Source organism: Rhizobium sp. R693 (genome assembly GCF_002211315.1).
Classification (GTDB): Bacteria; Pseudomonadota; Alphaproteobacteria; order Rhizobiales; family Rhizobiaceae; genus Rhizobium.
In genome coordinates this window covers 257,661-278,536 of record NZ_LOKY01000034.1, presented here as the reverse complement: position 1 = coordinate 278,536, position 20,876 = coordinate 257,661, and the positions used below count along the sequence as shown (strand labels likewise).

Genomic DNA, 20,876 nt, shown 5'->3' with positions numbered 1-20,876 from the left:
GCCGAACGGAACATCGATGACACCTCGTCTCATTTGGAAGGAAGGCGAAGCAGGCCTTCAAGCGCTTGGCGGCATGGTGGACGGCTTGCGATTGCGGCTGCCCGACGGTCGATACGTGGAGCCTTTGGCGACGGCGCCTTGGGTCGAGGAGCCGGATTCGCCCAGCCTGCCAGGGATACTGCGCAGCATGCGCGGAGAGTGGCCTTGTGTTCCGTTCGGCACCGAGGATGCCGGGAGGCTGCCCTCGGGCTGGCCACCTGCCTCCGGTGTGGAGGTGCCCGCCCACGGATACGGCTCAAATCACGATTGGACGGTCATCAAGGAGAATGGCGGGCTTGTTGGGGAAATTAGGTACCCCGACGATTCGCCAATCGAATCCCTCCGACGACGGCTCCGACCGGCCAATGCTGGGATACGATTGGAACTGGAGGTGCTGCCGAGGCGTGACTGTCTCTTGCCTATCGCTCTCCATCCCATTCTGAGCTTGCCGCTAAAGCCCGGATCGGCGCGACTGAACATCGGGCCGCACGACACCGTCTGGTCTCATCCTCTCGGATCTGATCCGGATCCTTGTCCTCTCCTTGTCGACGACGTCTCGCCAAACCTTGCGGGTGTCATTTGTCGAGACGGTTCGGAAATCGATCTGACCAGCCTGCCACTCGCCGAGCCGGCCGAATGCCGCGTACTTGTACCGAACGCTTCAGGAAGGGTCACCCTGGATCGGCTGGAAGAGGGCTGGCAGACCGTCCTGGAATGGAATCGCGCCGACTTCCCGTCACTGATGCTTTGGGTCAGCAATAGAGGCCGGAAAGGCTCGCCGTGGAATGGCCGCCACCTGGCGGTAGGCGTCGAGCCTTGCCGGGCGGCGTTCGACCTCGGCCCGACGATTTCAGCACAATCCAATCCGGTTGCAAGCATTGTCTCTACCGCGATGGCGTTCCGAGCAGGGAAGGTGTGGCGAACTGCTTATGCCGTTTCCGTGCGCTCGTGTACTGTCCAAGGGTCACTTAGCGATTGCCGGAAACGCGCCGTGGCGTAGACCATGACGACCTCGGGTTCGTCCGCCATCCGGACTGCAGGATCCAATCACTTCCCGATTTCGAATTCCTCGATGACGAAATCCGCCTTCCGCGAATTTTCGATAATGCGCTTCCCGTTTGGAAGATCGTTTTCGTAAAGCTTTGCGGCGATCGCTGCTTCGTCATAGCCGTACTGAATCCAGCGGTGACGCAGCCGGGACTCAAGGACTTGGTAGGCAGGACCCACAAAGATGGTCAGGTGAAACACACCGTCCAAGACGTTCCACGGAGTCTCGTTCAGAAGCAAGTAGTTGCCTTCGACGAGAATGATCCTCGTGTCCAGCGCGATGTTTCGTGCGGCTGCGATCGCAATTTCGCGGGAACGATCGAAGATGGGAACCAGGACGTCCTCATTGGCAACCGCGAGCGCCCGGACGACATCAGAGAGTCCTCGGACGTCGAAGGTCTCGGGGGCGCCTTTGACCTTGAGTAGGCCGCGCTGATCAAGCAGTGCGTTGTCCATGTGGAAGCCATCCATCGGAAGGACTGCCGCGCGCTCTCCTCGTACGGCTAGCTCGTCCCGCAACGCGTCGGCAAGGGTGGTCTTTCCCGCTCCGGGAGGGCCTGCGATGCCGACCAGAATACGATCGAGTCCTTGAGCTCGGCGAACGACCTCGTCGGCGAGCGAAGCAACAGTGGGTATCATGTTGGGACAACCTCCTGCGGGGTGTTTGCGCCGGTCATCAAGGTGACCGCGTCAGATGGGGATATTCTCTGGGATCGACCACGCAAAGGCGCCTCCCATTTTTGTGGAGATGATTTGACCTGCGAGTTCGAAGAATGCGGCGTGTAGCGAAAGATCAGCGCGACCGGGAAGCCGTACTTCCGGAGGCCGAAACGAAGTTTCTGCACGCCGCAGCCTTCCGCTACCCGCGCTGTGGTGCAGGCCAGCAGGGCGGTGAAAGACCCCGCCAAACAAACTCCGTCATTCTTCACTCCTCCCACCCGGAATCTCTACCTTGGTGTACCATGGTAGTCAATCAACTGCTGGGTCTGCGACCGCTGAACAATGGACCGGGCGCGGCGATTGCGTCGTCGGAACGGCGGCGGCCAGATAATCCCCGGCATTTAAGTCGGAAGTGAATCGCCTTGACTCCTGTCAAAACATCTCTATTTTCGCCAATGAGATCGATCTCATTTCATAGGAGGAGAGAAAATGAGCCGTTTTCGTAAGATTTTTGCCATGGCCGCCGTATCGCTCATCGCGCTCAATTGCGCGGCGCATGCGCAGGAGAAGAAGTTCACTGTCGCCTTCATTCCGGGCATCGCTTCCGACCCGTTCTTCCTGTCGATGGAGAAGGGAGCGCGGGCCGCCGCTGACAAGTTAGGCATCGAACTCGTTTGGCAGGGAAGCGCGTCTGAATACTCGCCGCAGACCCAGATGCCCTTCGTCGACGCTGCGCTTGCTCAAAATGTCGACGCACTCGTTCTCGTGCCGACTGATCCGGATTCGCTGCAGCCGAGCGTCACGCGCGCCGAGGCTGGGAACATCCCGGTGATCACGGTCGACACCACCGTTACCGACCAGAGCTATCTAACTTCACACATCACGGGCGACAACGTCGATGGCGGACGGCAGGCCGCGAAGACGCTCGCCGAACAGATTGGCAAGAAGGGCAAGGTGTTCATCATGTCGGGCTCGCCGAGCGCCACGACCAACACCCTTCGCGAACAAGGATTCCGCGAAGAGCTGAAGGCAAACTACCCGGACGTCGAGATCGTCGGGATCGAGTATGCCAACAGCCAGCCGGCGAACGCGACGTCTGCAATCAATACCGTGTTGCTGAACCACCCGGATCTCGCCGGGATCTTTGCCATTGATGGAACCAGTGGCACCGGTGCGGTTGCCGCACTGCGCAACAGCAACGTGGTCGGGAAGGTCAAGCTGATTGGATACGATGCTTACAAGGCACAGGTCGAAGCTCTACAGGATGGAGTGTTCACCGCGCTCGTAGTGCAGCAGCCGGCGAAAGAGGCGGAACTTGCCCTTGAGTATGCCAAGGCGAAGCTGACAGGCGAGGGGACCGACAAGATCGAGAAGTCCGTGGTGATCCCCAACGTGGTGATGACCAAGGAGAACTTCGAGACCACCAAGGCAAACGTCTACTCGGACTGAAGCCATCCAATCCAACAACTGTCTAGGAAGATGTCTCGCGATATGGAAGCGAAAGCGATGCCCCATGGGCTTAGGGATGTAGTGCGAAGGCAGGACGTGATCTTGCTGATGCTATTTTTCGTCATGGTCGTGGCGTTCACGGCGGTCAATCCGAGGTTTTTCTCGGTCCGAGCGATGGCGAATGTGTTGCAGGATTTCTCTCCTGTTGTTCTGATGGCAATTGGTCAGACATTCGTGATCGCGTCGCGAGGCATCGATCTTTCAGTTGGTTCGGTGCTGGGGCTTTCGGGCGTATCAATGGCCTTGACCATCCGGGCGGCGAACTCCGTTGGCGTGGATCCATGGGTTGCGATCGCTCTGGGAATGTCGGCGGCGATGGGGGTCGGCGTCGTGGTCGGCCTGATCAATGGACTACTAATCACGTACTTCCGACTGGTTCCCTTCGTCGCCACTCTCGCGACGATGGGAGCGGCTGCGGGAATGAGCCTTGTTTTAACTGGTGGGACCCAGATCGCCGGCGCACCTAAGGAGGTCATCCTGCTCGGAAACGCAACCTACTTCGGAGCGCTTACGGTGCCGGTTGTCGTCGTCTTTCTGGCGATCCTTGTATCCTGGGCGTTCCTGTCCCGAGCCCGGTTCGGCCGCTGGACATACGCCATCGGCTCGAATCCTTTCGCCGCTCGCGGCGCCGGGATCGCGGTCGAAAGGCATCTGGTAAAGATCTACCTTATTTCCGGAGTCCTTTCCGCTCTTGCGGGCGCTTTTGTCTACTTCCGTCTCGGTTCAGGCTCACCGCTTTCCGGGCGCGGCGGGGAATTGAGTGCGATCGCGGCGGCGGTGATTGGAGGAATGAGCCTCCAGGGAGGAAGCGGCAAGCTCACCGGTGTCGTTGTGGGCGCCCTGATTACCACGGCTGTTCTCAGTGGTTTGATCCTGATTGGTGTGCAACCGAACTGGCAGCAGATCGTCGTCGCGGCTCTCATTGCCGTCGCTGTCTGGGCGCAGGGTCTCAGCCTTGGAGGGAGCCGCTCATGACATCGACGGCATTGTACGAGGTCCGTGGTGTCGGTAAGCGCTACGGGGGGGTGGTGGCGCTCGACGGGGTGAACTTTTCGCTGCACGCCGGGGAAGTGGTGGGTCTGGTCGGAGACAACGGAGCAGGGAAGTCCACGCTCGTGAAAGTCCTTTCAGGAGCACATGAACCGGACTCCGGCGAGATCTATCTTCAGGGTGAGAGGCGGTCATGGAAGTCCCCCCACGACGCTATGGAGGCGGGAGTGGAGACACTCTACCAGGACTCCGGGATCGCCCCCGATCTGACCGTCTCCGCAAACGTCTTCCTTGGACGCGAAATCCTCCGCAAGGGAGTTCTGGGAAGGCTGGGATTCCTGGACGAGAAGGCTATGCGCAAGCAGGCTCAGAGCGAGCTCGAGCGCGTCGGCATCGCCGTCCCGGCGAGCAACCGGCCGGTCGCGCGTCTGTCGGGAGGACAGCGCCAGGCCGTCGCGATCGGGCGGGCTGTCGCGTGGGCGAATAAGGTGATCATCCTCGACGAGCCGACAAACCACCTTGGGGCGCGGCAGGCGGGCGAGGTGCTTGAAGTTATCCGCGAGGCCAAATCGAAGGGGTTCGGCGTGATCTTTATCTCCCACACCTTGCCGCATGTCCTTGAGGTCACCGATCGGATCGTCGTTCTGCGTCTGGGACGGGTCGTCGCCGATGCGCCTTCATCAACCTACACGCCGGATACGCTGCTCAAGGCGATCACCGGCCTCTCACAACAATAAGGAAACTTGGCATGCTTCTACAGGTGGCCATCGACAAGCCTGAACATATGGGAATCCTTCCAAGCCTGCGCGGAGTCGCAGATATCATCGAAGTGGGCACCCCCGTCCTGAAGCGCTTCGGCGTCGCCGCAATCACGACTGTCCGCGAGATCTGCCCGGATATTCCGGTCCTCGCCGACACGAAGACGGTCGACGGCGGCATGCTGGAGGCAGACATGGTCTTCGGCGCTGGCGCTGCGTTCATGACGGTGCTCTCATGCGCATCCCAGGCGACCATCAATGTCGTCAGCCAATGCGCCGCGAAGTTCGGAGGCTCGGTAATCGTCGACACCATCACGGAGTCGGGGAAGGCTACCTTTCTTTCCATGGACATCGTCCTCCCGGAGAGCGTCGCCTACATCGCGGTCCATTCCCCCACTGACGCGCGTCTAGCCGGTGACAATTCGACCAGCCACATCGACGCCGTCTCCGCGATGCACGCCCGCGGGCACCGCGTTTCGCTGGCCGGAGGCATTGGTCCGGCGACGTTGGACTCCGTCATCGCCGTAAAGCCCGAAATTCTCGTCGTCGGAAGCGCAATCACTGAATCTGAAAACCCCAAAGAGGTAGCATCATGGATAAAGCAACGTCTGCCGGAACAAAACCTTGGCTGGCCGTGGGACAGGAAGTAACGGAACTTCTCGAGCGGATCGATCCGTCGGCGTTCTCGGAGGTGGTGGACGCGTTCCGGGATACGAGGAGGCGCTGGTTCTTCTCGGGTCAGGGGAGGTCCGGGCTGGCGGCCCAAATGGCGGCGATGCGCTTTATGCACCTTGGGCGCAATGTCCACTTCGTAGGCGAAGTAACGGCGCCGTCGATCAGGTCCGGGGATGGCTTGCTGATCATCAGTGGATCTGGCGAGACGCCAGTCAGCCTGAGTTATGCGAAGATCGCAAAGTCCGAAGGCGCCGTCGTGGTAACACTGACCCATAAACCCAACGGTACACTGGCCAAGATTGCCGATGTCGTACTTCCGATCCCGGTGAACGAAACGAAACAGTTCGGCGGCAGCCTGTTCGAGCAGAGCAGCCTGCTTGCCCTCGACGCCGCGGTGCTGGAAATCGCCGGCACCCTGGAAGATCCTCATCAGACAATGGCCTATCGCCATACCAACCTTCAATGAGCATTCAATGAAACCCGTCGTCACGGTCGGTGATTGCATCATCGACGAAGTGCGCATCGAGGGCGAAGAGCCGCGCCGCCTGCCAGGTGGCGCGGCTCTGAACCTGGCAGTCGGTGTCGCCAAGTTTGGACTAGCCTCGATACTGATCACACGAGTTGGGCAGGATCGCGAAGGGGCGCTTCTCCTCAGGTATGCCCGCGAGCGCGGCGTGAAAATCGTCAGGACGCCGACGGTCGACCCGACGGGCGTCGCCGTCTCCACAAGGAAGCACGGCGAACCTGCATACTCGTTCAATCCGGCCATGTACCGCCGCCGCATCCTCTTCGATGCCGCCGCGGTTCAGGCCATGGAGGAAGCAGCCGTGATCGCCGTGAACTCGTTCCCGTTCGACAACGGTGCCGAGGCCTCCAATCTTGGAAGAACCTTGCAGCGGGTCCGCGGTGTGCGGGTTGTCGATCCCAATCCCCGCCCTCTCCTCATCCCCGACATCGCGGCCTACCGGCGGGGAGTCGAATCCATTCTGTCTACCGCCGAGATCGTGAAGGTGAGCGACGAGGACATCCGGATTCTCTTCGATTCCGGCTGGGAGGATGTCGCCACGCATCTGTTCTCCCTGGGAGTCGGAACCATCCTTGTTTCGCACGGGGCAGGCGGAGCGAGAGTCATCGACCGCTCGGGGATGAGCGTGGCGGTGCCGGTGGCTGATGTGGCAGGTGACATCTTGGACACGATGGGAGCTGGTGACGCGATGCTGGCGACGGTCATCTCCGGGATCGTGGAGCGGGGCTTCCCGAGAGCGGAAAGGCAATGGGAAGCCTCCCTGGTCGACGCGATGAAAGTTGCAGCGGCGACTTGCCGGAATCCCGGTGCGGAACTAATCCTCGGGTAGAGAAAAGGTCGCTGGAGGGCGAGCCGACGCGGCGTAACAGGAAAGCGGAGCAAGACATGGAGCCACCCCCGAGCGACAGGGCTGCCAGACTGGTCGACGTCGCGAAGCTCGCGAAGGTCTCGCGAGCGACCGCCGCCCGCGCGCTGGGCGGATATGGGCTTGTCACCGATGCCACGAGAGAACGCGTCCTCGCCGCGGCGAACGAACTGAACTACCGTGTGAACGAGCTTGCGCGCTCGATGCGTTCGGGACGGAGCCTTACCATTGGTGTCGTCGTCGCCGACATTGCAAACTCGTTCTTCAACACGGCCATCCGGGCGATCATAGAGACGGCTTCCGGTGCCGGATATCAAATCCTCGTGCTGAACACTGATGACGACATTGAACGCGAGCGGGATGCCGTCCGTGTGCTCACGGAAAAGAGGGTCGATGGACTCATCGTCGTTCCCGCTTCCAGGACCGACATCGCTCACCTGAAAGGAGGCGGGGATCCCGAAGTTCCACTGGTCCTGCTGGACCGATATGTCGACGCCGACGACATCGACTATGTCATCTCGGATGATTTTGCGGCCGCGCAAGGGGCGATCCAAGAGCTCGAGAGGCTCGGCCACACGAAAATCGGCCTGCTGGTCGCAACCGCGCAGGTCAGGGAATATAGTCCGGCACTTCCGGACGCTGTTGTCTCAACGGTCCACGAGCGGTACAGCGGAGCGCTGGAAGCAATGCCACACTCCTCGCGAAATGGTGCATGGGTTCGCTTCAGCAGAGGTAACGTCGACACTGCGAGCCAAGCTGCGCTCGAGATCTTGCAGGAAGAATACCGCCCCACAGCAATCCTGGCCACCAATGAGGAAATGGCGCTTGGCGTGGTTCAGGCGGCAAACAATCTCGGGATGGTGATAGGTAGTGATCTCTCGATCATTGCTTTCGACGATGCGCCTTGGGCGCGTGTGTTCAATCCACCGATTTCGGTCATAAGGCGCCCGGTTGAAGCGTTGGGGTCGATGGCGGTTAGGCTGCTGCTTCGCAAGATGGAAGACAGCACCTTCCGGGAGTCATTCAAACTGAAGGCGGAGCTTGTCATGCGTGGATCCGTCCGACAGCTATAGAAGCGAACTCTGTCAACATTGGTTGGCCGGGCGTGTGGTCTCGGCCCCGAACAACCGGGCTGGGCCTGTCGCTTAGGCCCATTGCAAGCAGGCGACAGGGACCATGGCTTCTCGATAGATCAGATTTCTACCGTCTCGGGAACACGCCGAGAGCGCTCCTCTTGCGGGAATATAATCGCGGCGAGGGGGCTTCTCCTTTAGAGGTTGCCCGCGGCGTACAGTTGGAGTGTCCTCCGCGTCTTAATTGCACGAAGGCTAGCGAACGCTGAGGCGAATTTTTTGCGGAAGACTGGAGACTTGCCCACAGTGCCGAAAACGTCCGCAAGGCCGAGAAACTCGTCGATATCATTTGCCGCTGCTAGTGCGGCCGCCTGAATGCGCTGCAGGTTGGTGTCCGTCGCGTTTATCGAACGGTTACTGTCAGTCTTTCCAGCTAGGTAACGGCACCACAGCGCGGATACTAGCGCCAAGCCAGTAACGTCCCTGCCAGCGGCGAGATTGTCGGCAGTTGAGGGCAATATGAACTTCGGCTGGCGGTTGGATCCATCATGTGCCAAGCGCGGGATCGTATCGGCGATCTTGGGGTTCGAAAAGCGGCGTTCGATAATTTCGTAATAGTCCCCGAGGCTGGTGTTCGGGACGGGAGGGATGACGGGGATAATCTCATCTCTTTCGAGCTTCCGGAGGAACGCGCAGATGTCCGGATCTTCCATTGCTTCGTGCACGTACTCGATGTCTAGGAGCGCTGCAGGGTAGGCGATCGCGGCATGGCCGCCGTTGAGAATACGGATCTTCATGTGTTCGTAGGGCGTTACGTCTGGCACAAACTTCACGCCGACTTTATCGAGCGCTGGCCGACCGGCTGTAAACTTGTCCTCAAGGACCCACTGTTTGAATCCTTCGCAATAGACCGGCCAGTTGTCGCGGATGCCGAAAGTCTTTTCGCAGTGTGACCTTTCACGCTCGCTCGTCGCGGGGGTAATCCGATCGACCATTGAACTTGGGAACGCGACGTTCTGCTCGATCCAGTCTGCTAGACCCGGATCGGAATGCCGCGCTGTTCCGATCACGGCATTCTTGGTTACCACTCCATTGTGTGGAATGTTGTCGCAGGACATGATCGTGAAAGGGGTGACATTCTGCTCTCTACGGCGCTTCAATCCCGCAACAATCAATCCGAAGACGGTTCGTGGAAGCGACGGATTTGCACCGTCCCAAACGATCGCAGGGTGTTTATCGAAGAATTTTCCGGATGCATCGATGAAATATCCACCCTCCGTGATCGTCATCGAGACGATCCTGATCTGTGGGTTGGCCAGCGTGGCAATGATCTCAGCGGCGTCATCAGCGACCAACATGTCGATCATTGGAGCAGAGACGCGGGCTTGGCTTCGCTCTCTTTCCTGCTCGACGACAGTTGTGAGAAATCCTTGCTCGGCCAGCTTTTCCCGCATGATGGCGTCGGATGGTAGCACGCCTGCACCAATGATGGCCCAGTCGTGATCCAATCCTAAGCGAAACAGATCGTCGAGGTAGACTGCCTGGTGAGCACGATGAAAATTGCCAACGCCGAAGTGCATGATTCCGGCAGACAATGTTGACGGATTATAGTTCGGAACCGACGCGGTAGCGGCGATTTGAGGCAACGTTCTAAGGGTTAGTGCGAGGCTCATGTCAGTACTCCAAATTGTGATCGTTCTGGGCGCCGGACACGGTTTCGCGGGTGTTAGGCAACGTTCGCATCTGAGGACCGACATTGCGGTCCTGGGACAGCGGCAAATCCCCCTACGACTGCCAAGGGATCGGGCCGACAAGGTATCCGCGCCAAGGAGGAATGGTGACGGAAGCGCATTTGGTCGATTACCATGGTAGTGAGTAGGAGTCCACCAGTCCTCCATTTATGTCGATATTTTGTTTTCTGTTCGATTTTAAGTGGAGGGCGATCGGCCGGGGAAACTTTGGGATGGTGACATGGTGGCACTTGATCGATCAGATTCCGTCCTTGGAAACGCCGGCTGCTGGCAGTCCCAGGGAGAGATGCAGCGGATGGACAAAAATAGTCACGGCTGTCCAAGTGACAATGCGGAGCATCATTTGTCGCTGCGGGAGCTCCATTGGACAATTGAATTGAAAGTCGGCGGGGACCGCCGCGAACAACAAAAAAGCGGTGGGGGCGTATCAGGCAAAGGATGACGCGAGGTAGTCACCCTTGGCGGTCCTACGTTGGATGGAGCGGTTTCCGCCGGAAGCCGCACGAGGAGGCTGGATTTGGCAGGCCTCATCCGGTGGAATGCATCTCCAGCTACTTTTGATCTTCGTCTGGACCCGGTTGATCTGCATGCTCGGCAAACCAGTACCCGGTCGGCAGGTGCTGAAACTCTTTTGCGTCCCACATCACCTTACTGATCCGCTTTCCGGGGTCCTTTACGTCCAATGTGATCCCTTTTGCTGCAAGGCCAGAGAGTATCTCGGCGCGCGACAGGGGCTTCTGTTGCTCCAAAAGAAGTTGGGCAACCTGCTTCCGCAACATGTGGGCGGTGCTTCCCATGTGAACCCGCCGGGCGACAATCGGGGCATCTGTATTTAGCGGAAGCGACGTCGGTTGAGGCCCCGTGAGGGCGTTCAAGGCGGCGCGATAACGCCTCATCCTCGCCGTGCATTCATCGATAATCCGCTGTTCGGCCTCAATTGCCGTCTTTATGCGTTCGACTACGCCGAGGTCTACGTTTTCGGTTCGGTTTTCTAGGTTCATGTTACTGACCCCAACATTCCTGTTTGTACCCCAATTAGACTATTCTCAAACTCCGAGAATCGCGTTAGCTGTATCTTCAAGCGGGGTCGCAACCCGCCGACGAGTTGCTGGTTTAGCCTTGTAAAGCGTTTCAAGTTTCGTTCCGAAGCAGTCAGCTATTTCTAACATCAGTCTAGTCCCCGTACTAGGGTTGAGATCCCTGGTCGCGTTCGATTGGTCCGTTCCAAACGCTCATGCGGAGTATGGACAGCGCAACAAAGGCCAAGCCCGCAAGTGGAGGAATCGGCAAAACGGGTGGTCTTCGGAATACTGCACTGAACGGGAGTTTAATAATCACAAGTAGTTGCTCATTGCACCTAAGCCGACGCTTTAACTTTGAGGGCGTCTTGGAGCACTCGATTTTTAGAACTCCGGTCAGTCCGGTCGTCCTGTTCTGTGGACTAAAAGCTTGTGAATGAAGCTGGTGCGTTTTTTGTTGCGAGTCCTTTGAAATCTCATCTTCGTTGAATTGAATCCCATAAAGGGGGTCAGACATGCATCCTAACAGAAGTTTTTACAGCGTCCTGCTGGAATCTGTCGCTAGGTTTTTAATCGCCAACCGGCCGCATGGATCCGACGTTGTGTCCTCCCGTACCTCGATGGCGAGTTCGCTAGAAGTATCGAGCAGTGAACAGCAAGCTTGTGAAAGTTCGTCAACTGGCGATGGAAGAACCGCGGTCGATCCAGGTGCTCCCGGACTGCGTAGCAAGGAGATGTGTCGGTGTTTGTCATCCCCGGAAAAATTCGACGACAGGGGGCTTTCAACTTTGCGGCCAACGACGATTGAGGAGATCGAGATGCTCGTATTTGATGACGTTTCCCACCTTTTCAAGGGTCGGTGACAAAGCGGAAGCCGGTCCGTGGCTCGCAAGGATTCGATGTCTAATGGACCATGCTGCTGAGGCTGGTGAGGATTGATACGCGGGGGCGCGTCGGAGCCTGTCTGGGGCGGATCAGTCACTTTCAGCGAGTCCTTGTGACTGTCGTCGGCCTTTAAGGTTTCATCCGTCATGAATTCGAATTGCTGCATTTGGAACACTAGATGGTTCCAGAAAAGAATCTAGTTAGTTCCTGATAAGAAAGGGCAGAAAATGTGTCATACTTCGACGAAGATCTATTTTCACGGCGATGTTGTGCGCAGATTGCTGACTGCGAGGGCGGTGAAGTTCCGCGGACTCTCTCCAAGTTCTGCGGCGATCGATCACACGGTCGCGAAACAAGGACGTCGACCTGCATCGCTCCCGATGGCGGAAGTCTCATGTTTCGCGGCAGATAAGTGGGGCGCGCTAACGGACCTATCTCGCTGGTGGATCTTGGATCCCGGCAAGGATTGGAAAGCATCGGTCGATAAATCTCTACCGCCATTTGTCCGGGCCCGGTCTCAAGCGGGGTGTTTGTCGATGGCTGCGTCGAATAGCCCGTCCGCCGGCCCACTTGATGCCGGCCGCAAGTCGGTCTGGTGCATCGGGGTTTACCGACTGGCTCTGTGGGTGAAAGGGATTCAACCGGTTTCTTATTGTGTCCTTGATGAGGTCACACGCACCGTTCTTGCCGGCGTTACCGTCAAGAGCAAATCCACCGAGACGGTCATAGGTCTGCTGGAGAATGCTCTAGCCTTAACCGGCGCACCCAGTTGGATCATTACGTCCGACATGGATCTCATCGGTGATGCGAGCTTCCAGGACTGGGTTTCACGCCAGGGGATAAAAGTTTCCTATCCACTCCACTCAGCAGTCCCGCTGAAATCCGCGCCTTGAAGGAACAAAGTGATGAATTCTGAAGCTGCGAAAAGGTCGGGTGCAAATGATGACTATGTGATCGAGTATTTCGTGTTCGCGAGATCAAAAGATGGATCGCCCGTGCGTTGGATTGCGAACGGACATCGAACCCAGGTGGTCGGCCTTACACCCTTGAACAAATGCCGACATCTAGGTTTGCCTTGGGAATCGAGGCCTGTCGAACTGGTGGTGCTCAAGATGCTTGCGGCCTGCCCGCGGGTGGCGGAAGTGGTCTCACAACCTCTCTCTCTCTTTTTTGGCGTTCGAGGCATCAGAAAGCAGTTTAGGTATACCCCTGATGTAACGGTCTGGGTTCATCATTCATTTCGCGACGAACTTGCTGCCGGGCGGCCCCTCCACGAGATCGTGGCCGCACCGTTCTGCAAGGTGCTACGGCGTAGCGACGCGGTGGAGGTCACACTCGAGTTGAAATCGGATGACGACAAGAGCCTGGACGATGACGTCGATCAGGTTAAGCGCGAGATGGTGGCGTCGATCTATGCCCACGTCGGCCAGGATCTATTCTTGCTTAAGCGTAGCATGCACGTCGACAAGCGTCTTACTGCGTTAGTGACTGAATTGGCACTCGCGGCTCACGACAGAGTGGGGCCCTTGGATAAAGCGCGGTGTTCCCGAGCGTTTGGCGACAATCGCTCCATCTCCTTTGGCAAATTGAGCAAAGAGCTGGGCGGGCAACCGTCCGGCGAGCGGATGGTGAAGGCACTACATTACAAGGAATTCGTCTGCATCGATCTGAGGGCCGGCTTGCACACTCTGACACCAGTTTGGATAAGGCGGGGAGGTTAGAAAAATGCTCGATGTTTCCGTTGACGACAGATTTCTCCTGCTTGCAGTCGACCCGCCGGGCGAATTTGCCGTAACGCAATTCCAAGATAGTTTCATCACCTTGCGCCGATATCCCCGCGGCGAGCAGGAGACTATCGAGTGCACGGAGTTTGCCATCGAGCACGCGAATGGAAACATCGTCCGAACAGCTAAACGCGGCCAAAGATTGAGTGTTCTTTCAGCAAGGCACTTGCTGTCCCTGTTTAAACCTGAGGGCAGGGACGTAACCGTTGGCGAGATCGAAGACTGGGAAGAGTTGAACGAAGCCGTAACCGCCGCAGCAACGAAACAGTTCTATGCCAATCATTACATAAACCAGCGAAAGAGGAATCGTGAATATACGAAGACGGACGATGATCTGACTAATTTCATCGATTTATGGCATGATGCAGCCAAGAGCCGGGGTCTAGGAGAATGGACGCCCTCGGCCTCTACGATCAGAAAGATCGTTTACGGCAGAACTGAGCAAGTAAGCTTGGCTGATTGCCTATACAAGACGGGGACTGTTCGGAACAAGGGCATCTGGCCGACCTGGGTATATCATGATGCCGACGAAGCAATTGGAAAGATCCTCTCTGGATCCATGCCTAGCGTAGGCGATGCCTACAGATGGTTTTTCGGTCAATTTTATCTTGGGCGCGATCATGGAGAAGGAATTCCCAAGGACAAGCGCCAGACTCCTCCTACCCTGAGATGCTTCCGGAACTGGAAAAAGGAAGCGACCAATCGGGAGAGCATTTCAAAGCTCTTCGGCGAGCGCGAGGCGAACAAAGAATGGAAAGGCACGATCACCCCTCAAGATGCCATCGCTCCGCTGCAGGTCGTCATTATCGATCAGACCGAGGGAAACATCTGGTCAGCCGTTAAACGCCGCGAGGCTCATTTACCGATTGGCGAACTGACAGAAAGCGACACCGAACCGGGCGAAAGGGAGGTGCTGACATCCAAGCGGGTCCAGGTGGTTTATGCGATCGATGTCTATAGTCGTAAGACCCTTGGATTGATCCTAACGTTCGAACCCCCAAGCATCGATACCTTCATGGCCTGCCTGAAGATGGTCATGACCCCGAAAGTATCCTGGAAAGAGCGGTTTCCAGACCTTCACGATGCCACCGACGGATTTGGCAAGCCGCAGACCGTGGTACTCGACAATCTGCGTGTGCATGTCACCGACAGCGTGCAGCGCGGCCTTCTGGGCATGAAGATTGGGATCGAATATGCTGCGCTGGCGTCCCCCGAGTGGAAATCGATCGTCGAACGGGCGATTGGAACGGTTAAACGGGTGATGGCGACCCTGCCGGGCGGGTTCTCCATCGATGATCCGACGGTCAACTCTGCCGACTACCAGAAATTCGCGATGATGAACCTCGATGAAATCGATAACTTCGTCACCCATAGGCTCGTTACCGAGCACCACATGCTCCCGCACAAGGGTACGAACGAGCCTCCTGGCTATCGTTTTGCAAACGGGATTAGAAAGTACGGCCGAGCCATCGTGGATGATATACGGCTATTGGATATTCTCGTGCGCCGCCGATCAACCGCGATACTTCGCCGGACTGGTGTCAGGTTTAATGGACATCGCTATCACCATCCCGAACTTGTCACAAAGCTACTCGATACCTACGCGGCGAAAGCAAAAACCAAGAAGGGAAGATCCGCCAAGGTCGAGGTCACCGTCCTTTGGAAGGGCAGCGACGTAAGCTCGATCGGCATAATCGATCATGCGAACAATCAGGTGGTCGAGCTTCCCAACCACGATCCCTTGCTTGCGATCACGCCGGTCTCGTTTGCCTTTGCAAAGGCGGCGCGCAAGGAAAATGAGAAGATATTCGACGAATACTATCCCCCAGAGCTGCGGGCGAAATACCTGCGAGAATATTATGAGAAGCTCCAGAAGTTTGTGAAGGAACAGAAGCATCGGGCGGCAAAAAAGACAGCGCGACTGCTCGAAGGAGGAAGAGCTGTCGTCATTGCACCGGACGCCCGCAGGTATGACGCAATTATACCGGTGACCGACTTTGGCTTGGCCAAGATTAATATCCCTCAGGAACTCTCGCTTGACGATGGAATCGTCGAGATAGAGACGCCCAGAAAGGCCGCGCCGGCTAGAAAGCGAACCGAGAGAGCTAGACCGTCCCAGCCTGTGGCCGTCACGCGTGTGGAGCCCGGATTTGCGATGACGTTAGCGGAAAGCGAGGCGTACCTCGACCGCTTGATGAACCAATCATCTTCCGCCGCCAAACACTAGCCGCTGAAGTTGGAGGACCGGACACATGAGCAGCGTGAAAGACATCGAAGTTGAGTTCCGCCATATGCGCATCGGTTACCCGGCGCTCTACGAGATCCATGATCACTTCGACAGGCTCAGACAATCGAGGCGTGCGGCGATGGAGGATCCGCGCGGCACGAAAACGGAAGCGAGTTGCATCTCTATCTTCTGGAAGTCGCACGCGGGAAAGACAACGGTGCTCAATTGGTACGTGGAAACAAGGTTCCCGGGGCCGCGCTCCGAGGAATGGCCAGACATGATCGATCCAGAGCTGCGCGTGGTTGTGGTAACTCTCGATTCCGGGACGAATTACCTTGGGTTCGTCAAGCAGCTTCTAAAGGCTTTCGGCTGCCCTTTCTATCTCAAGGGAAGCCGGCCTTGGGAATTGCTTGACCGACTACATCTATACATTGCCGGCAAGAAGACGGAGCTGATCATTTTTGATGAGACGAACAATCTCAGAATGCGGAAGGCAACCGATGACGATGCCACTAACATGCACAACGCTCTGCGAGGTATCGCAAAAAAGCAAGGGTGCCCTATCGTTCTAGTCGGGACCGAGGAGGCTAAGGAGCGGGTGTTCAGCGACACCCAGATAAGCAGCATCAGTCTCCAACTGCCACTCGAGCCCCTCAAGGTGAATGACCCGCTGTTTACCGAGTACTGCGCGACGCTTGGTCTCAAGCTGGTGGAACATGGGTTATTCCCCAAGCGAAGCAACTTCGTACAAGGGTACTGCATTCCCTGCCTCCATGCGGCCAGCGGAGGCTTGCGTGGAAGGGTCTCACGTCTCGTGGAACGTGCGGCCGATTATGCCAGGATCGAAGGTGCTGATCGCGTCGAGATCAGACACCTTGAAAAGGCCACGGATTCCTATGCTATCCCAAACGGATTCGTTGACATCAATCCATTCCGAGTAGCTCGGATCTCGGAGGAGGAAGCTAGAAGAAGGCTGTTGGTGGATAGGGCCGTCTCAAAAGCCGCGGCCGCGAAACCTCCACGGAAACGCGCTAATTCGGACCGTGACGAAACATCTGGATGCTGATTTCTGGGATGACCGTAGTTTTCTCGATCCGAGAGCCGAGATTGGTGCTTCCGTCAGAACTCCAAAGTGGAGAAGATCTGAGGGAGGTGGTTCGCAGAGCGTGCAAGCTAAACGGACTTGCGCAAACGGCCGTTGCCTTGGACTTGGCGGGGTGTAGGTCGGCGCGGCGTCTCTCAGCGCTGGCTGTCTCCGATAACGTCGCCGACCTTCAGGCCGTATCGAAGGTGTTGGGAATCCCGGCTCACAGCGAGTTGCTGAAAACAGTACTAAAGCCGTCCATAGAACCAAGTCGAGATTTTGTTTCATTCTTCGGTCACCACGTGAGGCGCGGCCATATTGCGAGAACCAGGCGGATCGCGCCGCAATCACTGAGATGTAAGCCGCAGATGAAAGCGATTTGGGCTCTCAAGCCACTGTCGTTCGATCCAACCACAAGAGAAATGCTTCTGGAACGTTGCCCGAATTGCCAAGGTTTTCTCGGATGGGAAAGTTCATCTGACCCGTGGATCTGCGAGCATTGCTTGGGATTCGACTTCCGGTCGGTAGCCATGCCGATTTTCCAATCGCGCGATCCGGAAGCCTTAGACTATGTCGCCTACATGTTGGACCCGTTTGCGGACGGCAAACGGGTCCACCTCCCGACTGGATCCGTGTTTGAATCGACGCCTGCTGGAGACGTCTTCCAACTAGCTGTGCGAATCGCTCTGACCTGTCAGCGGAACCAGAAACCGAGGTCTGGCGCGCAGATCGAGCCTGGCTATATCGAGATCGCGGGGCGCGCAATCCTCGATTGGCCAAAGGGCTTCTTGGAACTGATCGAAAGCACGCCGGCTCCGGCGGCTGATGGTCAGGCTTTAGGTTGGTTCAAAGCGAAGCCGCTTCGACAATTGCTCTATGAGCCCACGTTGTCAGCCGGCATACGGAGTGAGATCAAAAAAACTCTCGAAACGGCCCGCCGCGCGGAAGGGCTTACGCGTGCGTGTCCATCGACTACGCAGAAGACGGCGAAGAACGGTCCCTCGCGAAGGGGAATGCGGCGTCCCAGGGTTGAGTTATTCAGATTGCTCAAATTCGATGTCCCTGATGTGCGGTCATTCTCGAGTTTTGAGGCGCTTATGACGGTCTTGAGAGATATCAAAGAGGTGAGGCAATTCGCCAAAGCGACGGGCGTGACGACTCCCGATGTCTGGAGGATCTATTCTGCAGGATTAGCGCCCGAACTGATGCCAATACTCGCGAGTTATGGACTGTGTCCTGAACCCAAAATCGAAGGTACGCTCCATTCTGCTGTTGCCCAGGTGATCAGTCCGGGCATGGGATCCGGCGCTTTGGATCTCGTGTCTGCCCGTTTTGCTATGGATCCCCGGTTGAATAGCTCCTGGGTGTCGATTTTAGAGGCCGTTATCGACCGACGGCTTAAAGTATGGCTAGGACAAGGGCACGGAAGTCTGACTGGAAGCCTGTATATGAACGACTTCGAGTCTTTCCGCTCTATAATAGAGAAAGACGGCTCAGACCCGGATGTTGCAAATACCATGCTCAGCCAGGAGGAGCTTTCGATCGTGATGCGGAAGTCTCTCGCCTATGCGGCCGGGTTTGTTCGATCGGGCGTTATGCCTGGTCCCTCGAACATCAGCACCTTAGCGCTCCTCAGGGAAAAGTGGACGTTTGGCTTCGAACTTGACGCCCTCGGCATTGTTGCAGGTTGTCCGCATAGAAGCGCATCACGACTACTCCAAACTACTGACGTTGATCGGATCCGTTGCGGACCGACAACGCTGTGGTCGAGGGGCGGGGCGTTGTCGTCGCTTGATTTGGGGGGGGCTTGGTAAGGCAAAGGTTTTCGTATCATGCCCCGAAAGCAGGCGGGACGTACCAAGAATTGCAGGTCTTGCGTTGGCCGCAATTCTTTTCGGTAGAGGCGCGGTCAACTGCCGGCACTCGGAGGCGCTAGCAGTTGGCCCGGGACCGACGTGGCGACGCCTGCTTGGAAAGCGGCGTTGATGATGTGGGAGCCGCAAGAGATCGTATCAAATCCACGGAAGGGCAACTCAATGGCGAACGCTGATCACAATATGGTTTTCACCAGTGGCGCGGGCCTTGTCTTGCCGCTAGACTCTGGCCCCGGAGAAGGACTCCTGGATTTTCTTCACAGGGTGATGCCGCTAAACGGCTTTCAAGACTTGAATGTTCTGCACGATCTTCTCGGGATAAAGTCGAGAAGTGCTTGGTCACACTTCTCGCTGGCGCACCGTCAGATCGATCCAGCGAAGATTTCAAGACTGATGAGCGTGGGTATTTCGCACGTCGAATCCTTGACCTACAGAAAAAGCCCGAGGCTGGTCGAGTTCTTTGGGACGGCTATCTCGCCCAGTTACTTGAGCAACATCCGCAGGGTCTCGCCCACCTTCCTGCGTGTTCACGGCTACCAGAAGGCGATTTGGGCACTACGCTGCTTTTCATTTGACCCGAGCAATATGGAGCTTCTACTCGATCGCTGCCCACGTTGTGGCGTTGCTCTGACCTACAGGTTTTCGGCCGGTCCTTGCCACTGTTCGCTCTGCGGTTGGGATCTCAGGGATTCGCCACAGGAAACTGTGGTGGCCGCTGACTCGAGCGCAATCGATTTTATTCGATATCTGATCGACCCCACTCAGCAAACGCGCGAATGGGATCTGCCGGAGAGCTTGCAGCGGCTTTCTCGTGCAGAAATTTTCGCGATCGTCGTAACGCTTGGTAGCTTGCTAGAGTACGAAAAAAATGGCGGGGAACAGGACAGGATTACGACTAAGGGTACCCAATTCGATCTTTCTGCGGCAGCGCTTATGGAAGCCTCAGCAGCGGTACTCGATTGGTCGGACCGATTTTATCAGACTGCTGAGCGTGTCAGACACGTCAAACGCCACATAGCTAACAAGGCACAACACCCCTTAGTTCTCGGTATCCCGGCAAATATGAGATCGTTGAAGAAGTTCCTGAAGCAGGAGATCCGGAAGGACTCGGGCTCGTCCAGGCACCAACTCCAACATCTTTCAAGCGGCACGAACGGGACATCCGCGGTCCGCTATCAATTTCCGAAATCGGTCGAGGCCGATGTTTCGTCTCTAGGCCTCCCCCGGGCCGAGGTATTGGCACTTTATCGTATGGGCTCTGTATCTTGCCCCGATCGAAAGCTTCGAGAAATTCTGGTCCCCACGGAGAGTGGAGCCCCCTTCGGGGTACTCGATTTTTTAAGGCAGGTGCCTGGAGGATGCTCGGGCCCCGCGCTTAAGGACATCGTGATCACATCGAAACCAGCGCGACACCCTTGGGCTGCGGTCTTTAAAGCGGTTTTTAGGGGGCATGTTATCGTCTCGCGAGTGAAGAGCGGAGGATGTGCAAGTCGCTTTCACACGACAGAAATGCTGAAAGTTCGAGAGATATGCATGACTGAAGAAACTCAAATTGACGGGAAAACGGAGATTGGATGGCTCGATGCGAGCCTTTATTTAAATATAGGCCCCGTAACAATTGCTTTGCTGAAGAGCGCGGGCCTGTTGCCAGGCAGGAAATTGAGACTCGGTGATGTCTGGAGGTTCCAAGAGAATTTCATGACCACATCCGAAATCCACTCGCATCTTCGATTGACAGGTCAACGATCAAGTAACTGGGAGCTATGGTCTCGTATTGAGTCCCTTGGGCTAATCCGCGCGGTGCCGGGCGTCGGTGTGCTGAATCGCGCAGACGGAGAGATTTTCCTCGGCTCATATCGGTCGGAGGGCCCGTTGGGACCTGTTGGCAGCTCTTCAGCCTAGGGTACTGTCGAGTGGTGTAGTTCGGCGGCAGCGAAGCTGCTCAGGAGAGAGTTTTTAGCGCCGTAGCGACGTCAACTATCGGCCGCGCAAGGATTCTTGCGATGAATTCGTCCTTGAGAATCAATCTTTTTTCCGCGCCAATTGTTTTTGTTGAGTTTTCCAGAGTCATATCTTTTTTCCCCCTACAGCTCATCGCAATTTCGACGAT

Annotated in this window: 18 protein-coding genes; 15 read left to right on the top strand and 3 right to left on the bottom strand. The window is 56.9% G+C overall.

What is annotated here, in order from left to right:
* The first annotated feature begins 418 nt into the window (after positions 1-418).
* Positions 419-1,039: a hypothetical protein gene (locus tag ATY79_RS31155; RefSeq protein ID WP_210421412.1), complete on the top strand. Its 621-nt coding sequence runs from the start codon at positions 419-421 to the stop codon at positions 1,037-1,039.
* A gap of 47 nt (positions 1,040-1,086) precedes the next feature.
* On the opposite strand, the gene ATY79_RS22040 is transcribed toward ATY79_RS31155, so the two are convergent.
* Positions 1,087-1,725, bottom strand: coding sequence for a nucleoside/nucleotide kinase family protein (locus ATY79_RS22040; protein ID WP_088704868.1), 639 nt, complete (start codon positions 1,723-1,725; stop codon positions 1,087-1,089).
* A gap of 510 nt (positions 1,726-2,235) precedes the next feature.
* On the opposite strand from ATY79_RS22040, the gene ATY79_RS22035 reads away from it, so the two are divergent.
* From ATY79_RS22035 to ATY79_RS22005, 7 genes are all read left to right on the top strand, one after another.
* Positions 2,236-3,195, top strand: coding sequence for an ABC transporter substrate-binding protein (locus ATY79_RS22035; protein WP_088704867.1), 960 nt, complete (start codon positions 2,236-2,238; stop codon positions 3,193-3,195).
* 108 nt (positions 3,196-3,303) lie between these two features.
* Complete coding sequence (locus ATY79_RS22030; RefSeq protein WP_245312430.1) at positions 3,304-4,230, top strand: ABC transporter permease; 927 nt, start codon at positions 3,304-3,306, stop codon at positions 4,228-4,230.
* A complete protein-coding gene (locus tag ATY79_RS22025) occupies positions 4,227-4,982 on the top strand; it encodes an ATP-binding cassette domain-containing protein (protein ID WP_088704865.1) in 756 nt (251 codons plus the stop codon). The genes ATY79_RS22030 and ATY79_RS22025 overlap by 4 nt, the downstream gene beginning before the upstream one ends.
* Positions 4,983-4,993: 11 nt before the next feature.
* Positions 4,994-5,653 (top strand): orotidine 5'-phosphate decarboxylase / HUMPS family protein, encoded by a 660-nt coding sequence (locus tag ATY79_RS22020; protein ID WP_088704864.1) that lies wholly within the window; start codon positions 4,994-4,996, stop codon positions 5,651-5,653.
* Positions 5,596-6,144 (top strand): SIS domain-containing protein, encoded by a 549-nt coding sequence (locus tag ATY79_RS22015; protein WP_088704863.1) that lies wholly within the window; start codon positions 5,596-5,598, stop codon positions 6,142-6,144. The genes ATY79_RS22020 and ATY79_RS22015 overlap by 58 nt, the downstream gene beginning before the upstream one ends.
* Before the next feature lie 7 nt (positions 6,145-6,151).
* On the top strand, positions 6,152-7,033 hold the full coding sequence (locus ATY79_RS22010; RefSeq protein ID WP_088704862.1) for a PfkB family carbohydrate kinase: 882 nt from the start codon (positions 6,152-6,154) through the stop codon (positions 7,031-7,033).
* A gap of 56 nt (positions 7,034-7,089) precedes the next feature.
* A complete protein-coding gene (locus ATY79_RS22005; protein WP_189638056.1) occupies positions 7,090-8,142 on the top strand; it encodes a LacI family DNA-binding transcriptional regulator in 1,053 nt (350 codons plus the stop codon).
* Between the two features lie 197 nt (positions 8,143-8,339).
* Here the strand turns inward: ATY79_RS22005 and ATY79_RS22000 are convergent, their stop codons facing one another.
* On the bottom strand, positions 8,340-9,815 hold the full coding sequence (locus ATY79_RS22000) for a mannitol dehydrogenase family protein (protein WP_088704860.1): 1,476 nt from the start codon (positions 9,813-9,815) through the stop codon (positions 8,340-8,342).
* Positions 9,816-10,113: 298 nt separating this feature from the next.
* Between ATY79_RS22000 and ATY79_RS30640 the strand changes: the two genes are divergently transcribed.
* Positions 10,114-10,335: a hypothetical protein gene (locus ATY79_RS30640; protein WP_141105757.1), complete on the top strand. Its 222-nt coding sequence runs from the start codon at positions 10,114-10,116 to the stop codon at positions 10,333-10,335.
* Positions 10,336-10,444: 109 nt separating this feature from the next.
* Here the strand turns inward: ATY79_RS30640 and ATY79_RS21995 are convergent, their stop codons facing one another.
* On the bottom strand, positions 10,445-10,894 hold the full coding sequence (locus ATY79_RS21995; RefSeq protein WP_088704859.1) for a hypothetical protein: 450 nt from the start codon (positions 10,892-10,894) through the stop codon (positions 10,445-10,447).
* Between the two features lie 1,439 nt (positions 10,895-12,333).
* On the opposite strand from ATY79_RS21995, the gene ATY79_RS21990 reads away from it, so the two are divergent.
* The 6 genes from ATY79_RS21990 to ATY79_RS21965 all read left to right on the top strand — a co-directional run bounded on the left by ATY79_RS21990 (position 12,334) and on the right by ATY79_RS21965 (position 20,668).
* Positions 12,334-12,690, top strand: a complete 357-nt coding sequence (locus ATY79_RS21990) for a transposase family protein (RefSeq protein WP_141105756.1) — start codon at positions 12,334-12,336, stop codon at positions 12,688-12,690.
* 12 nt (positions 12,691-12,702) lie between these two features.
* Complete coding sequence (locus ATY79_RS21985; protein ID WP_088704857.1) at positions 12,703-13,518, top strand: hypothetical protein; 816 nt, start codon at positions 12,703-12,705, stop codon at positions 13,516-13,518.
* Positions 13,519-13,522: 4 nt separating this feature from the next.
* Complete coding sequence (locus ATY79_RS21980; protein ID WP_088704856.1) at positions 13,523-15,808, top strand: DDE-type integrase/transposase/recombinase; 2,286 nt, start codon at positions 13,523-13,525, stop codon at positions 15,806-15,808.
* 25 nt (positions 15,809-15,833) lie between these two features.
* On the top strand, positions 15,834-16,874 hold the full coding sequence (locus ATY79_RS21975) for a TniB family NTP-binding protein (RefSeq protein WP_088704855.1): 1,041 nt from the start codon (positions 15,834-15,836) through the stop codon (positions 16,872-16,874).
* Positions 16,875-17,260: 386 nt separating this feature from the next.
* Complete coding sequence (locus ATY79_RS21970; protein ID WP_141105755.1) at positions 17,261-18,706, top strand: hypothetical protein; 1,446 nt, start codon at positions 17,261-17,263, stop codon at positions 18,704-18,706.
* Positions 18,707-18,928: 222 nt separating this feature from the next.
* A complete protein-coding gene (locus ATY79_RS21965) occupies positions 18,929-20,668 on the top strand; it encodes a hypothetical protein (RefSeq protein WP_141105754.1) in 1,740 nt (579 codons plus the stop codon).
* Positions 20,669-20,876: the final 208 nt, after the last annotated feature.